General features: G+C 66.7%; 11 protein-coding genes and 2 rRNA genes. 2 read left to right on the forward strand and 11 right to left on the reverse strand.

Features of this window, described 5'->3' with window-relative positions; translation table 11 throughout:
- Nucleotides 1-73 precede the first annotated feature (73 nt).
- Together OG276_RS15550 and OG276_RS15555 are read right to left on the reverse strand one after the other, a co-directional pair.
- Nucleotides 74-3,197 (reverse strand): 23S ribosomal RNA (locus OG276_RS15550).
- Between the two features lie 284 nt (nucleotides 3,198-3,481).
- Nucleotides 3,482-5,006, reverse strand: a 16S ribosomal RNA gene (locus OG276_RS15555).
- The 16S and 23S rRNA genes sit together here, the layout of an rRNA operon.
- Nucleotides 5,007-5,939: 933 nt before the next feature.
- On the opposite strand from OG276_RS15555, the gene trpS reads away from it, so the two are divergent.
- Nucleotides 5,940-6,938 carry a tryptophan--tRNA ligase gene (gene trpS, locus OG276_RS15560; protein ID WP_266905851.1) on the forward strand — a complete coding sequence of 333 codons (999 nt, stop codon included), beginning with the start codon at nucleotides 5,940-5,942 and terminating at the stop codon, nucleotides 6,936-6,938.
- 71 nt (nucleotides 6,939-7,009) lie between these two features.
- Here the strand turns inward: trpS and proC are convergent, their stop codons facing one another.
- From proC to OG276_RS15590, 6 genes are all read right to left on the reverse strand, one after another.
- Entirely contained in the window at nucleotides 7,010-7,819 is an 810-nt protein-coding gene (gene proC, locus OG276_RS15565) for a pyrroline-5-carboxylate reductase (protein ID WP_266905853.1), read from the reverse strand.
- Nucleotides 7,820-7,937: 118 nt separating this feature from the next.
- On the reverse strand, nucleotides 7,938-8,675 hold the full coding sequence (locus tag OG276_RS15570; protein ID WP_266905855.1) for an ABC transporter permease: 738 nt from the start codon (nucleotides 8,673-8,675) through the stop codon (nucleotides 7,938-7,940).
- The gene (locus OG276_RS15575) at nucleotides 8,672-9,472 is read right to left on the reverse strand and encodes an ABC transporter ATP-binding protein (RefSeq protein ID WP_266905857.1); all 801 of its coding nucleotides are present in this window, start codon (nucleotides 9,470-9,472) and stop codon (nucleotides 8,672-8,674) included. Before OG276_RS15575 ends, OG276_RS15570 begins: the two co-directional genes overlap by 4 nt.
- A 118-nt stretch (nucleotides 9,473-9,590) precedes the next feature.
- Nucleotides 9,591-10,115 carry a hypothetical protein gene (locus OG276_RS15580; RefSeq protein ID WP_266905859.1) on the reverse strand — a complete coding sequence of 175 codons (525 nt, stop codon included), beginning with the start codon at nucleotides 10,113-10,115 and terminating at the stop codon, nucleotides 9,591-9,593.
- A 77-nt stretch (nucleotides 10,116-10,192) separates the two neighbouring features.
- A complete protein-coding gene (locus OG276_RS15585; RefSeq protein WP_266912852.1) occupies nucleotides 10,193-10,486 on the reverse strand; it encodes a peptidase in 294 nt (97 codons plus the stop codon).
- An 83-nt stretch (nucleotides 10,487-10,569) separates the two neighbouring features.
- Nucleotides 10,570-10,872, reverse strand: coding sequence for a peptidase (locus OG276_RS15590; RefSeq protein WP_266905861.1), 303 nt, complete (start codon nucleotides 10,870-10,872; stop codon nucleotides 10,570-10,572).
- A gap of 106 nt (nucleotides 10,873-10,978) precedes the next feature.
- Here OG276_RS15590 and OG276_RS15595 point away from each other — a divergent pair, with 106 nt between their 5' ends.
- Nucleotides 10,979-13,099, forward strand: a complete 2,121-nt coding sequence (locus OG276_RS15595; protein WP_266905863.1) for a serine/threonine-protein kinase — start codon at nucleotides 10,979-10,981, stop codon at nucleotides 13,097-13,099.
- Nucleotides 13,100-13,159: 60 nt separating this feature from the next.
- Here the strand turns inward: OG276_RS15595 and ilvD are convergent, their stop codons facing one another.
- From ilvD to OG276_RS15610, 3 genes are all read right to left on the reverse strand, one after another.
- Nucleotides 13,160-15,013: a dihydroxy-acid dehydratase gene (gene ilvD, locus OG276_RS15600; protein WP_266905865.1), complete on the reverse strand. Its 1,854-nt coding sequence runs from the start codon at nucleotides 15,011-15,013 to the stop codon at nucleotides 13,160-13,162.
- Between the two features lie 181 nt (nucleotides 15,014-15,194).
- Nucleotides 15,195-15,836 (reverse strand): TetR family transcriptional regulator, encoded by a 642-nt coding sequence (locus OG276_RS15605; protein WP_266905867.1) that lies wholly within the window; start codon nucleotides 15,834-15,836, stop codon nucleotides 15,195-15,197.
- Nucleotides 15,833-16,666, reverse strand: a complete 834-nt coding sequence (locus tag OG276_RS15610; RefSeq protein WP_266905869.1) for a sugar phosphate isomerase/epimerase — start codon at nucleotides 16,664-16,666, stop codon at nucleotides 15,833-15,835. The genes OG276_RS15605 and OG276_RS15610 overlap by 4 nt, the downstream gene beginning before the upstream one ends.
- Nucleotides 16,667-17,179: the final 513 nt, after the last annotated feature.

The following is a 17,179-nucleotide window of genomic DNA, read 5'->3' on the forward strand; positions in this document are numbered from 1 at the left end:
CACTATGAAGTTAACCAAACCGGATATGACACAGTTCGTTACTTCAGAACTAACACAGTGGACGCGAGCAACTGAGGACAAGCCCTCGGCCTATTAGTACCAGTCAGCTCCACCCGTTACCGGGCTTCCACATCTGGCCTATCAACCCAGTCGTCTACTGGGAGCCTTACCCTCTCAAGGAGGTGGGAATACTCATCTTGAAGCAGGCTTCCCGCTTAGATGCTTTCAGCGGTTATCCCTCCCGAACGTAGCCAACCAGCCATGCCCTTGGCAGGACAACTGGCACACCAGAGGTTCGTCCGTCCCGGTCCTCTCGTACTAGGGACAGCCCTTCTCAATATTCCTACGCGCACAGCGGATAGGGACCGAACTGTCTCACGACGTTCTAAACCCAGCTCGCGTACCGCTTTAATGGGCGAACAGCCCAACCCTTGGGACCGACTCCAGCCCCAGGATGCGACGAGCCGACATCGAGGTGCCAAACCATCCCGTCGATATGGACTCTTGGGGAAGATCAGCCTGTTATCCCCGGGGTACCTTTTATCCGTTGAGCGACGGCGCTTCCACAAGCCACCGCCGGATCACTAGTCCCGACTTTCGTCCCTGCTCGACCCGTCGGTCTCACAGTCAAGCTCCCTTGTGCACTTACACTCAACACCTGATTGCCAACCAGGCTGAGGGAACCTTTGGGCGCCTCCGTTACTTTTTGGGAGGCAACCGCCCCAGTTAAACTACCCATCAGACACTGTCCCTGATCCGGATCACGGACCGAGGTTAGACATCCAGCACGACCAGAGTGGTATTTCAACGACGACTCCACAACCACTGGCGTGGCCGCTTCAAAGTCTCCCACCTATCCTACACAAGCCGAACCGAACACCAATATCAAACTATAGTAAAGGTCCCGGGGTCTTTCCGTCCTGCTGCGCGAAACGAGCATCTTTACTCGTAGTGCAATTTCACCGGGCCTATGGTTGAGACAGTCGAGAAGTCGTTACGCCATTCGTGCAGGTCGGAACTTACCCGACAAGGAATTTCGCTACCTTAGGATGGTTATAGTTACCACCGCCGTTTACTGGCGCTTAAGTTCTCAGCTTCGCCACACCGAAATGTGACTAACCGGTCCCCTTAACGTTCCAGCACCGGGCAGGCGTCAGTCCGTATACATCGCCTTACGGCTTCGCACGGACCTGTGTTTTTAGTAAACAGTCGCTTCTCGCTGGTCTCTGCGGCCACCCCCAGCTCACGGAGTAAATCCGATCACCAGTGATGGCCCCCCTTCTCCCGAAGTTACGGGGGCATTTTGCCGAGTTCCTTAACCATAGTTCACCCGAACGCCTCGGTATTCTCTACCTGACCACCTGAGTCGGTTTAGGGTACGGGCCGCCATGAAACTCGCTAGAGGCTTTTCTCGACAGCATAGGATCATCCACTTCACCACAATCGGCTCGGCATCAGGTCTCAGCCTTATATGAGGGACGGATTTGCCTACCCCTCGGCCTACACCCTTACCCCGGGACTACCACCGCCCGGGCTGGACTACCTTCCTGCGTCACCCCATCGCTTACCTACTACAAGTCTGGGTCACCGGCTCCACCACTTTCCTTTCCCCGAAGGGTCCGGAACGGCTTCACGGGCTTAGCATCGCCTGATTCGATATTGGGCGTTTCAAAGCGGGTACCGGAATATCAACCGGTTGTCCATCGACTACGCCTGTCGGCCTCGCCTTAGGTCCCGACTTACCCTGGGCAGATCAGCTTGACCCAGGAACCCTTAGTCAATCGGCGCACACGTTTCTCACGTGTGTATCGCTACTCATGCCTGCATTCTCACTCGTGAACCGTCCACAACTAGCTTCCGCTGCTGCTTCACCCGGCACACGACGCTCCCCTACCCATCACAGCGGGCGTTGGCCCTATTGCTGCAATGACACGACTTCGGCGGTACGCTTGAGCCCCGCTACATTGTCGGCGCGGAATCACTTGACCAGTGAGCTATTACGCACTCTTTCAAGGGTGGCTGCTTCTAAGCCAACCTCCTGGTTGTCTCTGCGACTCCACATCCTTTCCCACTTAGCGTACGCTTAGGGGCCTTAGTCGATGCTCTGGGCTGTTTCCCTCTCGACCATGGAGCTTATCCCCCACAGTCTCACTGCCACGCTCTCACTTACCGGCATTCGGAGTTTGGCTAAGGTCAGTAACCCGGTAGGGCCCATCGCCTATCCAGTGCTCTACCTCCGGCAAGAAACACGTGACGCTGCACCTAAATGCATTTCGGGGAGAACCAGCTATCACGGAGTTTGATTGGCCTTTCACCCCTAACCACAGGTCATCCCCCAGGTTTTCAACCCTGGTGGGTTCGGTCCTCCACGAAGTCTTACCTCCGCTTCAACCTGCCCATGGCTAGATCACTCCGCTTCGGGTCTAGAGCGTGCAACTCAATCGCCCTATTCGGACTCGCTTTCGCTACGGCTTCCCCACACGGGTTAACCTCGCTACACACCGCTAACTCGCAGGCTCATTCTTCAAAAGGCACGCAGTCACGACTGTATGTGCAAGCACATACAGCGACGCTCCCACGGCTTGTAGGCACACGGTTTCAGGTACTATTTCACTCCGCTCCCGCGGTACTTTTCACCATTCCCTCACGGTACTATCCGCTATCGGTCACCAGGGAATATTTAGGCTTAGCGGGTGGTCCCGCCAGATTCACACGGGATTTCTCGGGCCCCGTGCTACTTGGGAGATTCTTAAGCAAGCCGCTGATGTTTCGTCTACGGGGGTCTTACCCTCTACGCCGGACCTTTCGCATGTCCTTCGACTACATCAACGGTTTCTGACTCGCCGACCGGCCGGCAGACCGATCAAAAGAATTCCCACAACCCCGCATGCGCAACCCCTGCCGGGTATCACACGCATACGGTTTGGCCTCATCCGGTTTCGCTCGCCACTACTCCCGGAATCACGGTTGTTTTCTCTTCCTGCGGGTACTGAGATGTTTCACTTCCCCGCGTTCCCTCCACACTGCCTATGTGTTCAGCAGTGGGTGACAGCCCATGACGACTGCCGGGTTTCCCCATTCGGACACCCCCGGATCAAAGCTCAGTTGGCAGCTCCCCGGGGCCTATCGCGGCCTCTCACGTCCTTCATCGGTTCCTGGTGCCAAGGCATCCACCGTGCGCCCTTAAAAACTTGGCCTACAGATGCTCGCGTCCACTGTGTAGTTCTCAAGCAACGACCAGTCACCCATCACCCTCACCCATAAGGCGAAGTTCACTGGGGCCGGCATCGCGAAGATAAGACCTTTCGGCCGTACCCTCAGATACCCAACAACGTGCCAAGCACGATCCCCGCCACTCAAACCGTTTTCCACGCCGAAGCAGTACTCACAGAAGGTTTTGGAAACCGTGCCAACTAATCAACGTTCCACCCTGAGCTGACCGTGCAGAACGTTTGTCTGCAATCGGTACTGTGCTCCTTAGAAAGGAGGTGATCCAGCCGCACCTTCCGGTACGGCTACCTTGTTACGACTTCGTCCCAATCGCCAGTCCCACCTTCGACAGCTCCCTCCCTTACGGGTTGGGCCACCGGCTTCGGGTGTTACCGACTTTCGTGACGTGACGGGCGGTGTGTACAAGGCCCGGGAACGTATTCACCGCAGCAATGCTGATCTGCGATTACTAGCAACTCCGACTTCATGGGGTCGAGTTGCAGACCCCAATCCGAACTGAGACCGGCTTTTTGAGATTCGCTCCACCTCACGGTATCGCAGCTCATTGTACCGGCCATTGTAGCACGTGTGCAGCCCAAGACATAAGGGGCATGATGACTTGACGTCGTCCCCACCTTCCTCCGAGTTGACCCCGGCGGTCTCCTGTGAGTCCCCATCACCCCGAAGGGCATGCTGGCAACACAGGACAAGGGTTGCGCTCGTTGCGGGACTTAACCCAACATCTCACGACACGAGCTGACGACAGCCATGCACCACCTGTATACCGACCACAAGGGGGGCACTATCTCTAATGCTTTCCGGTATATGTCAAGCCTTGGTAAGGTTCTTCGCGTTGCGTCGAATTAAGCCACATGCTCCGCTGCTTGTGCGGGCCCCCGTCAATTCCTTTGAGTTTTAGCCTTGCGGCCGTACTCCCCAGGCGGGGAACTTAATGCGTTAGCTGCGGCACCGACGACGTGGAATGTCGCCAACACCTAGTTCCCAACGTTTACGGCGTGGACTACCAGGGTATCTAATCCTGTTCGCTCCCCACGCTTTCGCTCCTCAGCGTCAGTAATGGCCCAGAGATCCGCCTTCGCCACCGGTGTTCCTCCTGATATCTGCGCATTTCACCGCTACACCAGGAATTCCGATCTCCCCTACCACACTCTAGCTAGCCCGTATCGAATGCAGACCCGAGGTTAAGCCTCGGGCTTTCACATCCGACGTGACAAGCCGCCTACGAGCTCTTTACGCCCAATAATTCCGGACAACGCTTGCGCCCTACGTATTACCGCGGCTGCTGGCACGTAGTTAGCCGGCGCTTCTTCTGCAGGTACCGTCACTTTCGCTTCTTCCCTGCTGAAAGAGGTTTACAACCCGAAGGCCGTCATCCCTCACGCGGCGTCGCTGCATCAGGCTTTCGCCCATTGTGCAATATTCCCCACTGCTGCCTCCCGTAGGAGTCTGGGCCGTGTCTCAGTCCCAGTGTGGCCGGTCGCCCTCTCAGGCCGGCTACCCGTCGTCGCCTTGGTGGGCCATTACCCCACCAACAAGCTGATAGGCCGCGGGCTCATCCTTCACCGCCGGAGCTTTTAACCCCCGCCCATGCAGGCAGGAGTGTTATCCGGTATTAGACCCCGTTTCCAGGGCTTGTCCCAGAGTGAAGGGCAGATTGCCCACGTGTTACTCACCCGTTCGCCACTAATCCACCCCGAAGGGCTTCATCGTTCGACTTGCATGTGTTAAGCACGCCGCCAGCGTTCGTCCTGAGCCAGGATCAAACTCTCCATGAATGTTTACCGGTAATCCGGTGCACACGCACTTAGAGCGGGACAGTCATGTCGGAATAAGACCGACCGTCCACTGCGTCCTCGCTGTGTAATTGCCTGCAAGCGTCAGGGCCGAAGCCGCGACCTCACAGGTCTTTTTCAAAGGAACCTCATCCACCGAAATGGACGGGGTATCAACTTTTTGGCGTTGATTTTTGGCACGCTGTTGAGTTCTCAAGGAACGGACGCTTCCTTTGTACTCACCCTCAGTAACAATTACTGGGGCTTTCCTCCGGGCTTTCGTTCTGTTCTTGCGTTTCAGACTCTATCAGAGTCTGTCTCGCTTGTTTTCCGCCTTCCGGTTCTTCGCTTTCGCGTTTTCCCTTTCCGGCGATTTCGACTCTATCAGATCCTTTCGGGCCTGACTCCCAGTCAACGGGATTTGCCGTTCGGGCTGTTGGGCCCTTGCGACGAGTGAGACAGTAGCGGATTCCTTGCCCCCGAACCTAATCGGCGGCTGCGTCCGTGGACGCGGATTCCTCATTCGCAAATACGCATGAAAACGGGACGACAAAGTGAGTCGTTCGTTCGAATGTGTGGTGCGGGATGGCTGTCCGGGGACCGACCGGGGTCGGATGCTCACTTCGGACAACTCGAAGAACCTTACGGATCGGGCACAGGTGTGTCAACCCCTGGCTGACCAGCCCCGCCGGGCGCGCAAACCTGACGCCCTCCTCACGCCTCAGGGTCTAGCCTCTCCCTCATGACTACGCGTGCGCTCACGCTCGACCTTCGTTGGTGGGCCGCCTGACGGCGGCCGACCATCCACGCGAGCACGCACGCGCTCGACGGCCGCCGATCTCGGCGGCCGTTTCTGTTTCTCCCCTCCCGGGAGTGGCTCGGCCGCCCGACGCGGTGGCGTCGACGCCCACACCGACACGAGCAGGGAGCAGGGACATGACGAGGATCTTCAGCGGGGTCAAGCCGACGGGGCATCTGACGCTGGGGAACTACCTGGGGGCCGTACGGCAGTGGGTCGCCGCCGAGCAGGAGCCCGACGAGGCGCTGTTCTGCGTGGTCGATCTGCACGCCCTGACCGTCGAGCACGATCCGGCGCGGGTGCGCCGGCTCAGTCGGCAGGCGGCGACGCTGTTGCTCGCCGCCGGGCTGACTCCCGAGAAGTGCACGCTGTTCGTGCAGAGCCACGTGGACGAGCACGCCCGGCTCTCGTACCTGCTGGAGTGCACGGCTTCGGACGGGGAGCTGCGGCGGATGGTGCAGTACAAGGAGAAGGCGGCGAAGGCACAGGCCTCGGGGGAAGGCGTACGGCTGTCGCTGCTCACCTATCCCGTGCTGATGGCCGCCGATATTTTGGCGTACCGGACCGGTGAGGTGCCGGTCGGGGAGGACCAGCGGCAGCACGTCGAGCTGACCCGGGATCTGGCGGTGCGGTTCAACCAGCGGTACGGGTACACCTTCACCGTGCCCAAGGCCACGCATCCCGTGGTGGCGGCTCGGGTCATGGACCTGCAGGACCCTCGGTCGAAGATGGGGAAGTCGGGGGACGCGGGGCCCGGGGTGGTGTTCATCCTCGACGAGCCCGAGGCGGTGCGGAAGAAGGTGATGCGGGCCGTCACCGACAGCGGGGACGGCGGGGTGGTGTACGACCCCGCCGCGCGCCCGGGGGTCTCGAACCTGCTGGACGTCCTCGCCGCCTGCACCGGCGGTGATCCGGCCGCGCTCGCCGACGGGTACACCGGGTACGGGGCGCTCAAGCGGGACGTGGCCGACGCCGTCGTGGAGCTGCTGCGGCCGGTCCGCGTACGGCACGCGGAGCTGGCGGCCGATCCGGGGACGGTGGAGGCGGTGCTGCGCGCGGGGGCCGGGCGGGCCCGGGCGATCGCGCGGCCGGTGGTCGATGCGGCGTACCGGGCCATCGGGCTGCTGGAGCCCTGAGGGGAGAGGGAGAAGGGCTGGTCGTCGTCGTTACGGGGCTGCGCGCGCAGCCCCGTAACGGACGGTCGGTGTCAGCTGTTGCCGGAGGCGAGCTCGCGGCTGCGGTCGCGGGCCGCTTCGAGGGCGGCGATCAGGGCCGCTCGTACGCCGTGCTTCTCCAGCTCCACGATCGCGTTGATGGTGGTGCCGGCCGGGGAGGTGACGGCTTCGCGGAGCTTGACCGGGTGTTCGCCGCTGTCGCGGAGCATGACGGCGGCGCCGACGGCGGCCTGGACGATGAGGTCGTGGGCCTGGGCGCGGGGCAGTCCGAGGAGGATGCCGGCGTCGGTCATGGCCTCGACCAGGTAGTAGAAGTAGGCGGGGCCGGAGCCGGAGAGGGCGGTGGCCGCGTCCTGCTGGGATTCCGGGACGCGCAGGGTCTTGCCGACGCCGCCGAAGATCTCTTCGGTGTGCGCGAGGTGCGCGCCGGTGGCGTGGCTGCCGGCCGAGATGACGGACATGGCCTCGTCGACGAGGGCCGGGGTGTTCGTCATGACGCGGACGACGGGGGTGCCCTGGGCGAGGCGCTCCTCGAAGAAGGAGGTCGGGATGCCGGCCGCGCCGCTGATGACCAGCCGGTCGGCGGGGACGTGCGGGGCGAGCTCTTCGAGGAGCTTGCCCATGTCCTGCGGCTTCACGGTGAGGATGAGGGTGTCGGCGCGCTTGGCGGCCTCGGCGTTGGTGACGGCCTCGACGCCGTAGCGGGTGCGCAGTTCCTCGGCGCGTTCCGGGCGGCGGGCGGTGACGAGGAGCTTGGAGGCGGGCCAGCCGCCGCGGATCATCCCGCTGAGCAGGGCCTCGCCGATCTTGCCGGTACCGAGGACTGCGACTGTCTGGGTCATGCCCGATTCACCTCGCCGAACTGTTCGTGCACGCATGCATGCATGGTTTGCGTCCTCATCCTTGCACTCGTGCGCGGATGCGCGACGGGCTGTCCGCAGTCCGGTCAGGCGGCTCCGGTCAGGGCGTGCGGCGGCGGAGGGTGGCGGCGCCGAGGGTGAGGACCAGGAGGGCGCATCCGGCGACGATGCCGGCGTCGCGGACGAAGTCGGCGGTCATGTCGGTGTGGGTGAGGACCTGGTTCATGCCGTCGACGGCGTAGGACATGGGCAGGACGTTCGAGATCGCTTCGAGGACGGGCTGCATGGTGTCGCGGGCGGCGAAGAGGCCGCACAGCAGGAGCTGGGGGAAGATCACCGCCGGCATGAACTGGACGGCCTGGAACTCGGACGCCGCGAAGGCGGAGACGAAGAGGCCGAGCGCGGTGCCGAGCAGGGCGTCGAGGAGGGCCACGAGCAGGAGCAGCCACGGGGAACCGACGACGTCGAGGCCGAGGACCCAGAGGGCGACACCGGTGGCGAGCAGGGACTGGACGACCGCCATGGCGCCGAAGGCGAGGGCGTAGCCGGCGATGAGGTCGCCCTTGCCGAGCGGCATGGCGAGGAGGCGTTCGAGGGTGCCGGAGGTGCGTTCGCGCAGGGTCGCGATGGAGGTGATCAGGAACATCGTGATGAGGGGGAAGATCCCGAGGAGGGACGCGCCGATGCCGTTGAAGGTCCGCGGGTTGCCGTCGAAGACGTAGCGGAGCAGGACCAGCATCAGTACGGGGACCAGCAGCATCAGCGCGATGGAGCGCGGGTCGTGGCGGAGCTGGCGCAGGACGCGGGCTGCGGTGGCGACGGTGCGGGCGGTGCTCATCGGGTGCTCCCCTGGGGTGCGCTGGTGGTGGCTTCCGCGTTGGCGGCGTCGACGAGGTGGAGGAAGCCCTCTTCGACGGTGTCCGTGTGGGTACGGGTGCGCAGTGCCTCGGGGGTGTCCTGCGCGAGGATGCGGCCCTCGCGCATGAGGAGGAGGTCGTGGCAGCGCTCGGCTTCGTCCATGACGTGGGAGGAGACCAGGAGGGTGGCGCCTCGGGTGGCTGTGATCTCGTGGAAGAGGTTCCACAGGTCGCGGCGCAGGACCGGGTCGAGGCCGACGGTCGGCTCGTCGAGGACGAGGAGCTCGGGGCTGCCGAGCAGGGCGACCGCGAGGGAGACCCTGCTGCGCTGGCCGCCGGAGAGGTTTCCGGCGAGGGCGGTGGTGTGGGTGGCGAGGTCCACGTCGGCGATGGCCCGGGTGACGGTCTCGCGGCGGCGCTCGGCGGCGGCGCGGCCGGGGTCGAGGATCGCGGCGAAGTAGTCGAGGTTCTGCCGGACGGTGAGGTCGTCGTAGACGGAGGGCGCCTGCGTGACGTAGCCGATGCGGGAGCGGAGTCCGGGGTGGCCCGCGGGGTGGCCGAGGACGTCGAGGGTGCCGGTGACGTGGGCCTGGGTGCCGACGACGGCGCGCATCAGGGTGGACTTTCCGCAGCCGGAGGGGCCGAGGAGGCCGGTGATGCGGCCGCGGGGGACGTCGAAGGAGACGGCGTCGAGGACCGTACGGCGGCTGCGGCCGGTGCCGCGGCGGACGGTGAGGCCGTCGGCGCGGACGGCGGCGGCCGCTTGGTTATTCATCATGTGATGAATAATGCTCCCGGCTGTGCCACGGCGCAAGGCTCACGGTGGTGGGGCCGGGCGGGGTGGGGCCGGGCGGGGTCGGGTCGGGCCCGGGGCCGGGGTCGGCCCGTGGCCGGGGCTACTTCTTGCGCTTGGGGCGGCGGGCGGCCGGGTTGCCGGTGCGGGAGCCGCGGCGGCGGGCGAACTCGACGGAGGCGCGCTCGTACTCGGTGCGGCGCAGCTTCTCGCCGGGGGCCTCGACGAAGCAGCGCAGGAAGTACGCGATGAGGCTGCCGATGAAACCGATCGCCTTCAGGCCCTTGAGGGCCGTCTCGTCGGAGGACGGGGGCAGGCGGCGGCTGAAGGATTCCCAGGTCTTGACGAACGCGATGGAGCTGGCGATCGCGAACAGGATGACGACCGAGATGCTCAGGAAGGCGCCGACGTTGCCGATCTCCAGGCCCTCGTAGGAGAAGCGGAGCAAGAAGGCGCTGATGACGGCGAGAACCAGCGCACCGGCTGCCACGCCGACGCGGCGCGCGCCGTAGCCGCCGTCGTGGTCCACCCAGGTGGTGCCGAAGAAACGGATCGGCTCGGGCTCGGGGCCGGTGGGCACCGCGGGGGCCGGCTCGGCGGGGGTCTGGTCTCGCTGGTCGTCGCTCACACCAGCGATTATCCCCCGCCGGGCCGGGCGGGCCCGGGGTGTCTCACGGGGCGGGCCGCGGGATGGCCCGGATGGCGTCAGCCGCAGCGGCTGGTGATGTAGCCGTCGCTGCCCGTCTTCACATAGGCGTCGGAGATGAACTCGCCGTTGCCGATGCAGTCCCAGAGGTCCGTCGTGCCGTACGGGCCCGAAACGGTCATGCCTTCGCACTGGCAGCGGATGCCGACGGTGGCACCGAGCGGGAGAACGCGGACGATCGAGTAGTTGGTGCCGGGGCCACCGCGGACGTTCACGCGGTAGCCGGGCGCCACGGGGAACGTCGGGAATCCCGAGCCCCCGACGGCGGCTGCCTCACTCGCCCCCGCGAGCATGAGCGCGGGCACCGCGGCGATCACGGAGCCGCCCAGGCCGAGCACGCGTCGTCGACTGATCATTTCGTTCCTTCCGCGTGTACTCAGGCGCAGCGGGTGGCGACGTAGCCGTCGCTGCCCGTCTTCACGTAGGCGTCGGAGACGAAGCGGCTGTTCCCGATGCAGTCCCAGATGGATGTCGTGCCGTACGGGCCGGTGATGGTCGTCCCCTGGCACTGGCAGCGGATGGCGACCAATGCGCCGAGCGACAGAGTGTCGACGATCGAATAGTTGGTGCCGGGGCCACTGCGGACGTTCACCCGGTATCCCGGTGCGACCGGGAACGTCGGGAATCCCGACCCCGAGGTCAGGCTCTCGACTTGGCTTGAATCGCTCTCAACGGACATACGGAATAACCCCCCTAGGGCGTTGCCCTGCGCAACTCGCGCAGGGTAGCAGGACCTTGGAGATTCGCACGGACCATCGACTAGGCTCCGGCGGGGGTGGTGAGCGGTGCGTTCAGCACGGACGGACTACGCGGGTTTTCCGGAGTACGCCGGGCAGTACCGGCTTGAGTCCGTGCTCGGTTCCGGCGGCATGGGTGTCGTCCACCTGGCCACCTCCGAGTCGGGGCTGAAACTCGCCGTCAAGATCGTGCATCCGCAGCACGCCGTGGACCCGGAGTTCCGGGCGCGGTTCCGGCAGGAGGTCGCGGCCGCGCGGCGGGTGAGCGGAGCGTTCACGGCGCCCGTCGTGGATGCGGATCCCGATGCCGAACGGCCTTGGATGGCCACGCTGTTCATCGATGCCCCGACTCTCTCCGAGCGGGTACGGGAGCACGTGCTGGAAGCCAGGGAGCTCGCGCGGCTCGCCGCCGGGCTTGCCGAGGCGCTGAGGGACATCCACCGGGCGGGGGTCGTCCACCGGGACCTGAAGCCCAGCAACGTGCTGATGGCCCCGGACGGGGTGCGGGTCATCGACTTCGGGATCTCGCGGCCGGCGGACAGCGATCTGCGGACCGAGACGGGGAAGCTGATCGGGACCCCGCCCTTCATGGCGCCGGAGCAGTTCCAGCGGCCTCGGGAAGTGGGGACCGCGGCCGATGTGTTCGCCCTGGGTGCGGTGCTCGTGTACGCCGCGACCGGGCGGGGGCCGTTCGACTCGGACAGCCATTACCTCGTGGCGTACCAGGTGGTGCACAGCGAGCCCGACCTGACCGGTCTGCCGGAGCGGCTCGTGCCGCTGGTCGCGCAGTGTCTGGCCAAGGATCCGGCGGAGCGGCCGAGCGCGGACGCACTGATCGTGGCGCTGCGGGCGGTGGCGTACCCGACGGATCTGGACACCCAAGCCTTCGTCCCGCGGCCGAGGCAGCCGATGGCCGACGAGGAGGTCACGCACCGTCGGGAGCAGGCCACCGTCCCCCCTCGCGACCGCGGTCGGCGGGTCAAGCCCGCGGTGCTGGCGGCGGGACTCGGGCTGCTGCTCACGGTCGGGGCGGCCGGCGGGTACCTGGCGTTCGGTTCGTCCGCCCGGCCTGCCGAGCGGATCGCCGCGAAGGGAACGGGATCGCCGCCAACGGCGACGAAGGGCGCCACCTCGTGGTCAGTGGCGCTGGTCGAGCGCTCCGCATCCTGCTCCTGGGCATCCGCCGCCCTGTACTGCTCGGGGCCCGGCCTGACCGCCGCCCGGATCTCTCCGGCGGACGGTTCCGTGCTGTGGACCGTCCGGCCACCTGTACCCGGCACCAAGCCCACGACTGACAGTCCCCCTTCCCACGCGGCAGGCCTGGTTCTCGCCGTGGCGCCGGGCAGCGAAACGCTCCAGGCTCTGGACACCCGGACCGGCGTGGAGCGGTGGAGGCAGAAGCTACCGAGCGGCACACAAGTAGTGGTGGCAGGCAGCCAGGTACTGCTGGTCCGCGCAGCGGAGGGAAGGGCCACCGTCGTGGACCCGGCCAGCGGCAACGTTCGCTGGACGAAGCAGATCGGCGGGCCGGGATCCATCTGGTGGAGCGGCCCGGAGGAAGCCGACCAGGCCGTGCTGTACGTGGCGACCCCCGACAAAGGTGGGAGCTCGACGCGCGTTTCGGCCGTGGACCCGGTGAGCGGATCAGTGTCTTGGCAAATCCACACCACGGGGAAACTGAAGCCGGTCGGCACGGCCCGAGGCGGCCTGTACCTGCTGAGCATCGAGGAGCCGGCCAAAACGTCCACAGTCGTACGGGTGGACCTGGCGACCCGCACCCCACGGCGCGTGAAGCTCGCGTCTCCGCTGTACGAGGCGCAGGCGACCGTGGGACCCGACGGGGTCCTGTACGTCTTCGGGGCGACCGGCGCGCTCGCTGCCGTGGGCGCCACGAAGGAGGAGTGGCGGCTGGAGACGGGGGTGGCCGTGGCCTCCCGGCCGACACTCGCCGACGGGCGGGTCTACCTGAGCGCCTCCGACGGGCGGCTGCTCGCCATTGACGCGCGGGCGGGGAAGCTGCTCGGGCAGACCAAGCCCCGCATGGGCTCCGGGAAGGACACCTTCGCGGCGAGTCTGCCCGCGCCCGTCGTCGGGGACGGGCGGGTGTACGCCTCGGCGCCGGACGGGACCGTGTTCGCGGTGGCCGCCGGGGATCCCGCCGGGTGGTGAGACGGCGACGGCCCCGCCCGCGGGTGTCGGGCGGGGCCGGAGCCGGTGCGTGCGTGGGGGTCAGCGCTCCAGGAGGCTGACGTCGCGGACCGCGCCCTTGTCGGCGCTGGTGGCCATCGCCGCGTAGGCGCGCAGGGCCGCGGAGACCTTGCGCTCGCGGTTCTTCGGGGCGTAGACGCCGCCCAGGGCCGCGTGGCGGGCGGCCAGCGTGGCCTCGTCGACCAGGAGCTCGATGGAGCGGTTCGGGATGTCGATGCGGATCCGGTCGCCGTCCTCGACGACCGCGATGGAGCCGCCCGAGGCCGCCTCCGGGGAGGCGTGGCCGATGGAGAGGCCCGAGGTGCCGCCGGAGAAGCGGCCGTCCGTGATCAGTGCGCAGACCTTGCCGAGGCCGCGGCCCTTGAGGAAGGACGTCGGGTAGAGCATCTCCTGCATGCCGGGACCGCCGCGCGGGCCCTCGTAGCGGATGACGACCACGTCGCCGGCCTTGATCTCCTTGCGGAGGATCTTGTCGACGGCCTCGTCCTGCGATTCGCAGACCACGGCCGGGCCCTCGAAGGTCCAGATCGACTCGTCGACACCGGCGGTCTTCACGACGCAGCCGTCGACCGCGATGTTGCCGCGCAGGACGGCGAGGCCGCCGTCCTTGGAGTACGCGTGCTGGACGGAGCGGATGCAGCCGCCCTCGGCGTCGAGGTCGAGGGTGTCCCAGCGCTCGGACTGGGAGAAGGCGGAGGCGGAGCGCTGGCAGCCGGGGCCCGCGTGCCACAGCTCCATGACCTCTTCGGGGGCCGTGCCGGAGCGGGCGTCCCACTTCGCGAGCCACTCCTCCAGGTTGGCGGAGTGGACCGTGGTGACGTCCTTGTTGAGCAGGCCGCCGCGGTGGAGCTCGCCGAGCAGGGCGGGGATGCCGCCGGCCCGGTGGATGTCCTCCATGTAGTACGTGCCGCCGGGCGCCACGTTCGGCGCGACCTTGGCGAGGCACGGGACCCGGCGGGAGATCTCGTCGATGTCCGTGAGGTCGTACTTCAGGCCTGCTTCCTGCGCGGCGGCGAGGAGGTGCAGGATCGTGTTGGTGGAGCCGCCCATGGCGATGTCGAGGGCCATGGCGTTCTCGAAGGCCTGGCGGGTCGCGATGTTGCGGGGCAGGACGGACTCGTCGTCCTGCTCGTAGTAGCGCTTGGTGATCTCGACGATCGTGCGGCCGGCGTCCTCGTACAGGGCGCGGCGGGCGGTGTGCGTCGCGAGGACCGAGCCGTTGCCGGGGAGGGCCAGGCCGATGGCCTCGGCGAGGCAGTTCATCGAGTTGGCGGTGAACATGCCGGAACAGCTGCCACAGGTGGGACAGGCGTTCTCTTCGATGCGCAGGACGTCTTCGTCGGAGACGCTGTCGTTGGAGGCGTCCACCATCGCGTCGATCAGGTCGAGCTTGCGGACGGTGCCGTCCACGAGGGTGGCCTGGCCGGCCTCCATCGGGCCGCCGGAGACGAAGACGACCGGGATGTTGAGGCGCATGGCGGCCATCAGCATGCCGGGGGTGATCTTGTCGCAGTTGGAGATGCAGATCAGCGCGTCGGCGCAGTGCGCCTCGACCATGTACTCGACCGAGTCCGCGATCAGGTCGCGGGAGGGCAGGGAGTACAGCATGCCGCCGTGGCCCATGGCGATGCCGTCGTCGACCGCGATGGTGTTGAACTCGCGGGGGACGGCGCCGGCGGCCAGGATCGCGTCGGAGACGATGCGGCCGACCGGGGCCAGGTGGGTGTGGCCGGGGACGAACTCGGTGAAGGAGTTGGCGACCGCGATGATCGGCTTCCCGATGTCCGCGCTCGCTACGCCCGAGGCGCGCATCAGGGCACGTGCGCCTGCCATGTTGCGGCCGTGGGTGACGGTGCGGGACCTCAGCTCGGGCATCGGGTTCTCTCCCCATGTGTGCGGTGACGCGAGCGTCTGCCGCGACTGTGGATATGGCTCGGTTACGAGGCTACGCCCCCTGCCCGGGATCCGGACGGGCTGTCCGGATCCCGGGACGGGCGGCTCAGTAATTGGGCACGGAGCGGAGATTACGGGGCTGCGCGCACGGGCGCCTCATCCGTCACTCCTCGGTGAGGTAGCGCTGGAGGGTGGGGGCCACCAGGTCGATGATGGTCTCCGGGTCCGCCGATGCGAGGGGCTCGACCTGGACGACGTAGCGCAGGATCGCGATGCCGACCATGTGGGAGGCGGCGAGCTCGGCGCGGAAGGTCGGGTCGGGGACGTTGAGGTCGGCCGCGATCCGCTCCAGCAGGCGGTGCAGGATCAGCCGCCGGAGCACCTTCGCGGCGGCCTCGTGGGTGAGGGCCGAGCGGATCACGGCGAGCAGCGGGGTCCGGGTGACCGGGTTCTCCCAGACGCCGAGGAAGTAGCGGGCCAGGCGTTCGCCGATGCCGTCGGGGCCCGCGCCGATGATCTTGGGGAGGACGAGGGCCGGCTCCATGCTGAGCTCGATCGCGGCGGCGAAGAGGTCGTCCTTGCTGCCGAAGTAGTGGTGCACCAGGGCCGGGTCCACGCCGGCCGCCTTGGCGATCCCGCGGACCGAGGTCTTGTCGTAGCCGCGCGCGGCGAACTCCGTACGGGCCGCGAGGCGGATGCGCTCCTGGGTGCCGGGGCCGTCGTCGGCCTCGTCCTGGCGGGGGCGGCCGGGACCGCGGCGGGGCTTGGCGGGGTCCGGGGCGGGGTCCGGCAGGCGGGCGGTCACGGGTGCGGGGTCCTGGGTGCCGGGCCGGGGGCGGTCGCGAGGTGCAGGCGGGTGAAGGCCAGGGCCTCGGCGAGGTCGGCCTCGCGCTCGGCGGAGGACATCGCGCGGCGGGTGTTGACCTCGATGACGACGTGCCCGTCGAAGGAGGTGGCGGCGAGCCGCTCCAGCAGTTCGGCGCAGGGCTGGGTGCCGCGGCCTGGGACGAGGTGCTCGTCCTTCGCGGAACCGTTTCCGTCGGCGAGGTGGATGTGGGCGAGGCGGTCGCCCATCCGGTCGATCATCGCGGTCGCGTCGGTGCGGGCGGTCGCGGTGTGCGAGAGGTCGACGGTGAAGTGGCGGTAGTCGTCCTTGGTGACGTCCCACTCGGGCGCGTAGGCGAGCATCTCGCGGTCGCGGTAGCGCCAGGGGTACATGTTCTCGACGGCGAACTTGACGTCGGTCTCGTCCGCCATCCGCCAGATTCCGGTGACGAAGTCGCGGGAGTACTGGCGCTGCCAGCGGAACGGAGGATGCACGACGACCGTGCTCGCGCCGAGCTTTTCGGCTGCCGCCTGGGCGCGCTGGAGTTTGGTCCAGGGGTCGGTGGACCACACGCGCTGCGTGATGAGGAGGCAGGGGGCGTGGATGGCCAGGATCGGGACCCGGTGGTGGTCGGAGAGACGGCGCAGGGCGTCGATGTCCTGGCTGACGGGGTCGGTCCAGACCATGACCTCGACGCCGTCGTAGCCGAGGCGCGCGGCGATCTCGAAGGCGGTCGCCGTGGACTCCGGGTAGACGGAGGCGGTGGAGAGGGCGACTTTCGCGGTCGGGATCCGGACTGGTTTTGCCACGGGGACAGGGTATCGGGGTCCCCGTGACCCCGAACCCGCCCTACGAAGCCCCCGACGGGCCCGCCCTCCGGGGCGGCCGCCCCGGAGGGCGCTGCGCGCGGCTGTCCCCTACCCGCCCTTCCCCCGTTCCCAGGGCTCCGCCCTGACCCGGTCCTCAAACGCCGGACGGGCTGAAACAAAGGAGCCCCGGGCTGCGCCCGAACCCCTGGGGCTCCGCCCCAGACCCCGGTCCTCAAACGCCGGACGGCTGAAAAACCCAAACCCCGGGCGGCTGAAAAGGCCAAACCCCGGCCGGGGTCGGGAGGTGCGGCAGGGCGGGGACGGGGACGGGGTGGGGTGTTGGCCTGGACGTAGAGCGTGATTTGTGGCGCGAGAGCAGGCCGGGCCCTGTCAAAGTCGAGGGCAGGGCGCCTAAATCATGCAGTCCAGGCCAGCACCCCACCCCGGCCCCGGCCCCGCCCCACCCCACGCAGCAAACAGCGCACCGGCACACCCCAGCCCCGCCGGCGTTTG

Source organism: Streptomyces sp. NBC_00086 (assembly GCF_026343255.1).
In the GTDB taxonomy this organism is placed as follows: domain Bacteria; phylum Actinomycetota; class Actinomycetes; order Streptomycetales; family Streptomycetaceae; genus Streptomyces.

Excerpts from the sequence above, each read along its gene's own strand:
- trpS (WP_266905851.1), top strand. The coding sequence starts at position 5,940 with ATGACGAGGATCTTCAGCGGGGTCAAGCCGACGGGGCATCTGACGCTG.
- proC (WP_266905853.1), bottom strand. The coding sequence starts at position 7,819 with ATGACCCAGACAGTCGCAGTCCTCGGTACCGGCAAGATCGGCGAGGCC.
- OG276_RS15570 (WP_266905855.1), bottom strand. The coding sequence starts at position 8,675 with ATGAGCACCGCCCGCACCGTCGCCACCGCAGCCCGCGTCCTGCGCCAG.
- OG276_RS15575 (WP_266905857.1), bottom strand. The coding sequence starts at position 9,472 with ATGATGAATAACCAAGCGGCCGCCGCCGTCCGCGCCGACGGCCTCACC.
- OG276_RS15585 (WP_266912852.1), bottom strand. The coding sequence starts at position 10,486 with ATGCTCGCGGGGGCGAGTGAGGCAGCCGCCGTCGGGGGCTCGGGATTC.
- OG276_RS15590 (WP_266905861.1), bottom strand. The coding sequence starts at position 10,872 with ATGTCCGTTGAGAGCGATTCAAGCCAAGTCGAGAGCCTGACCTCGGGG.
- ilvD (WP_266905865.1), bottom strand. The coding sequence starts at position 15,013 with ATGCCCGAGCTGAGGTCCCGCACCGTCACCCACGGCCGCAACATGGCA.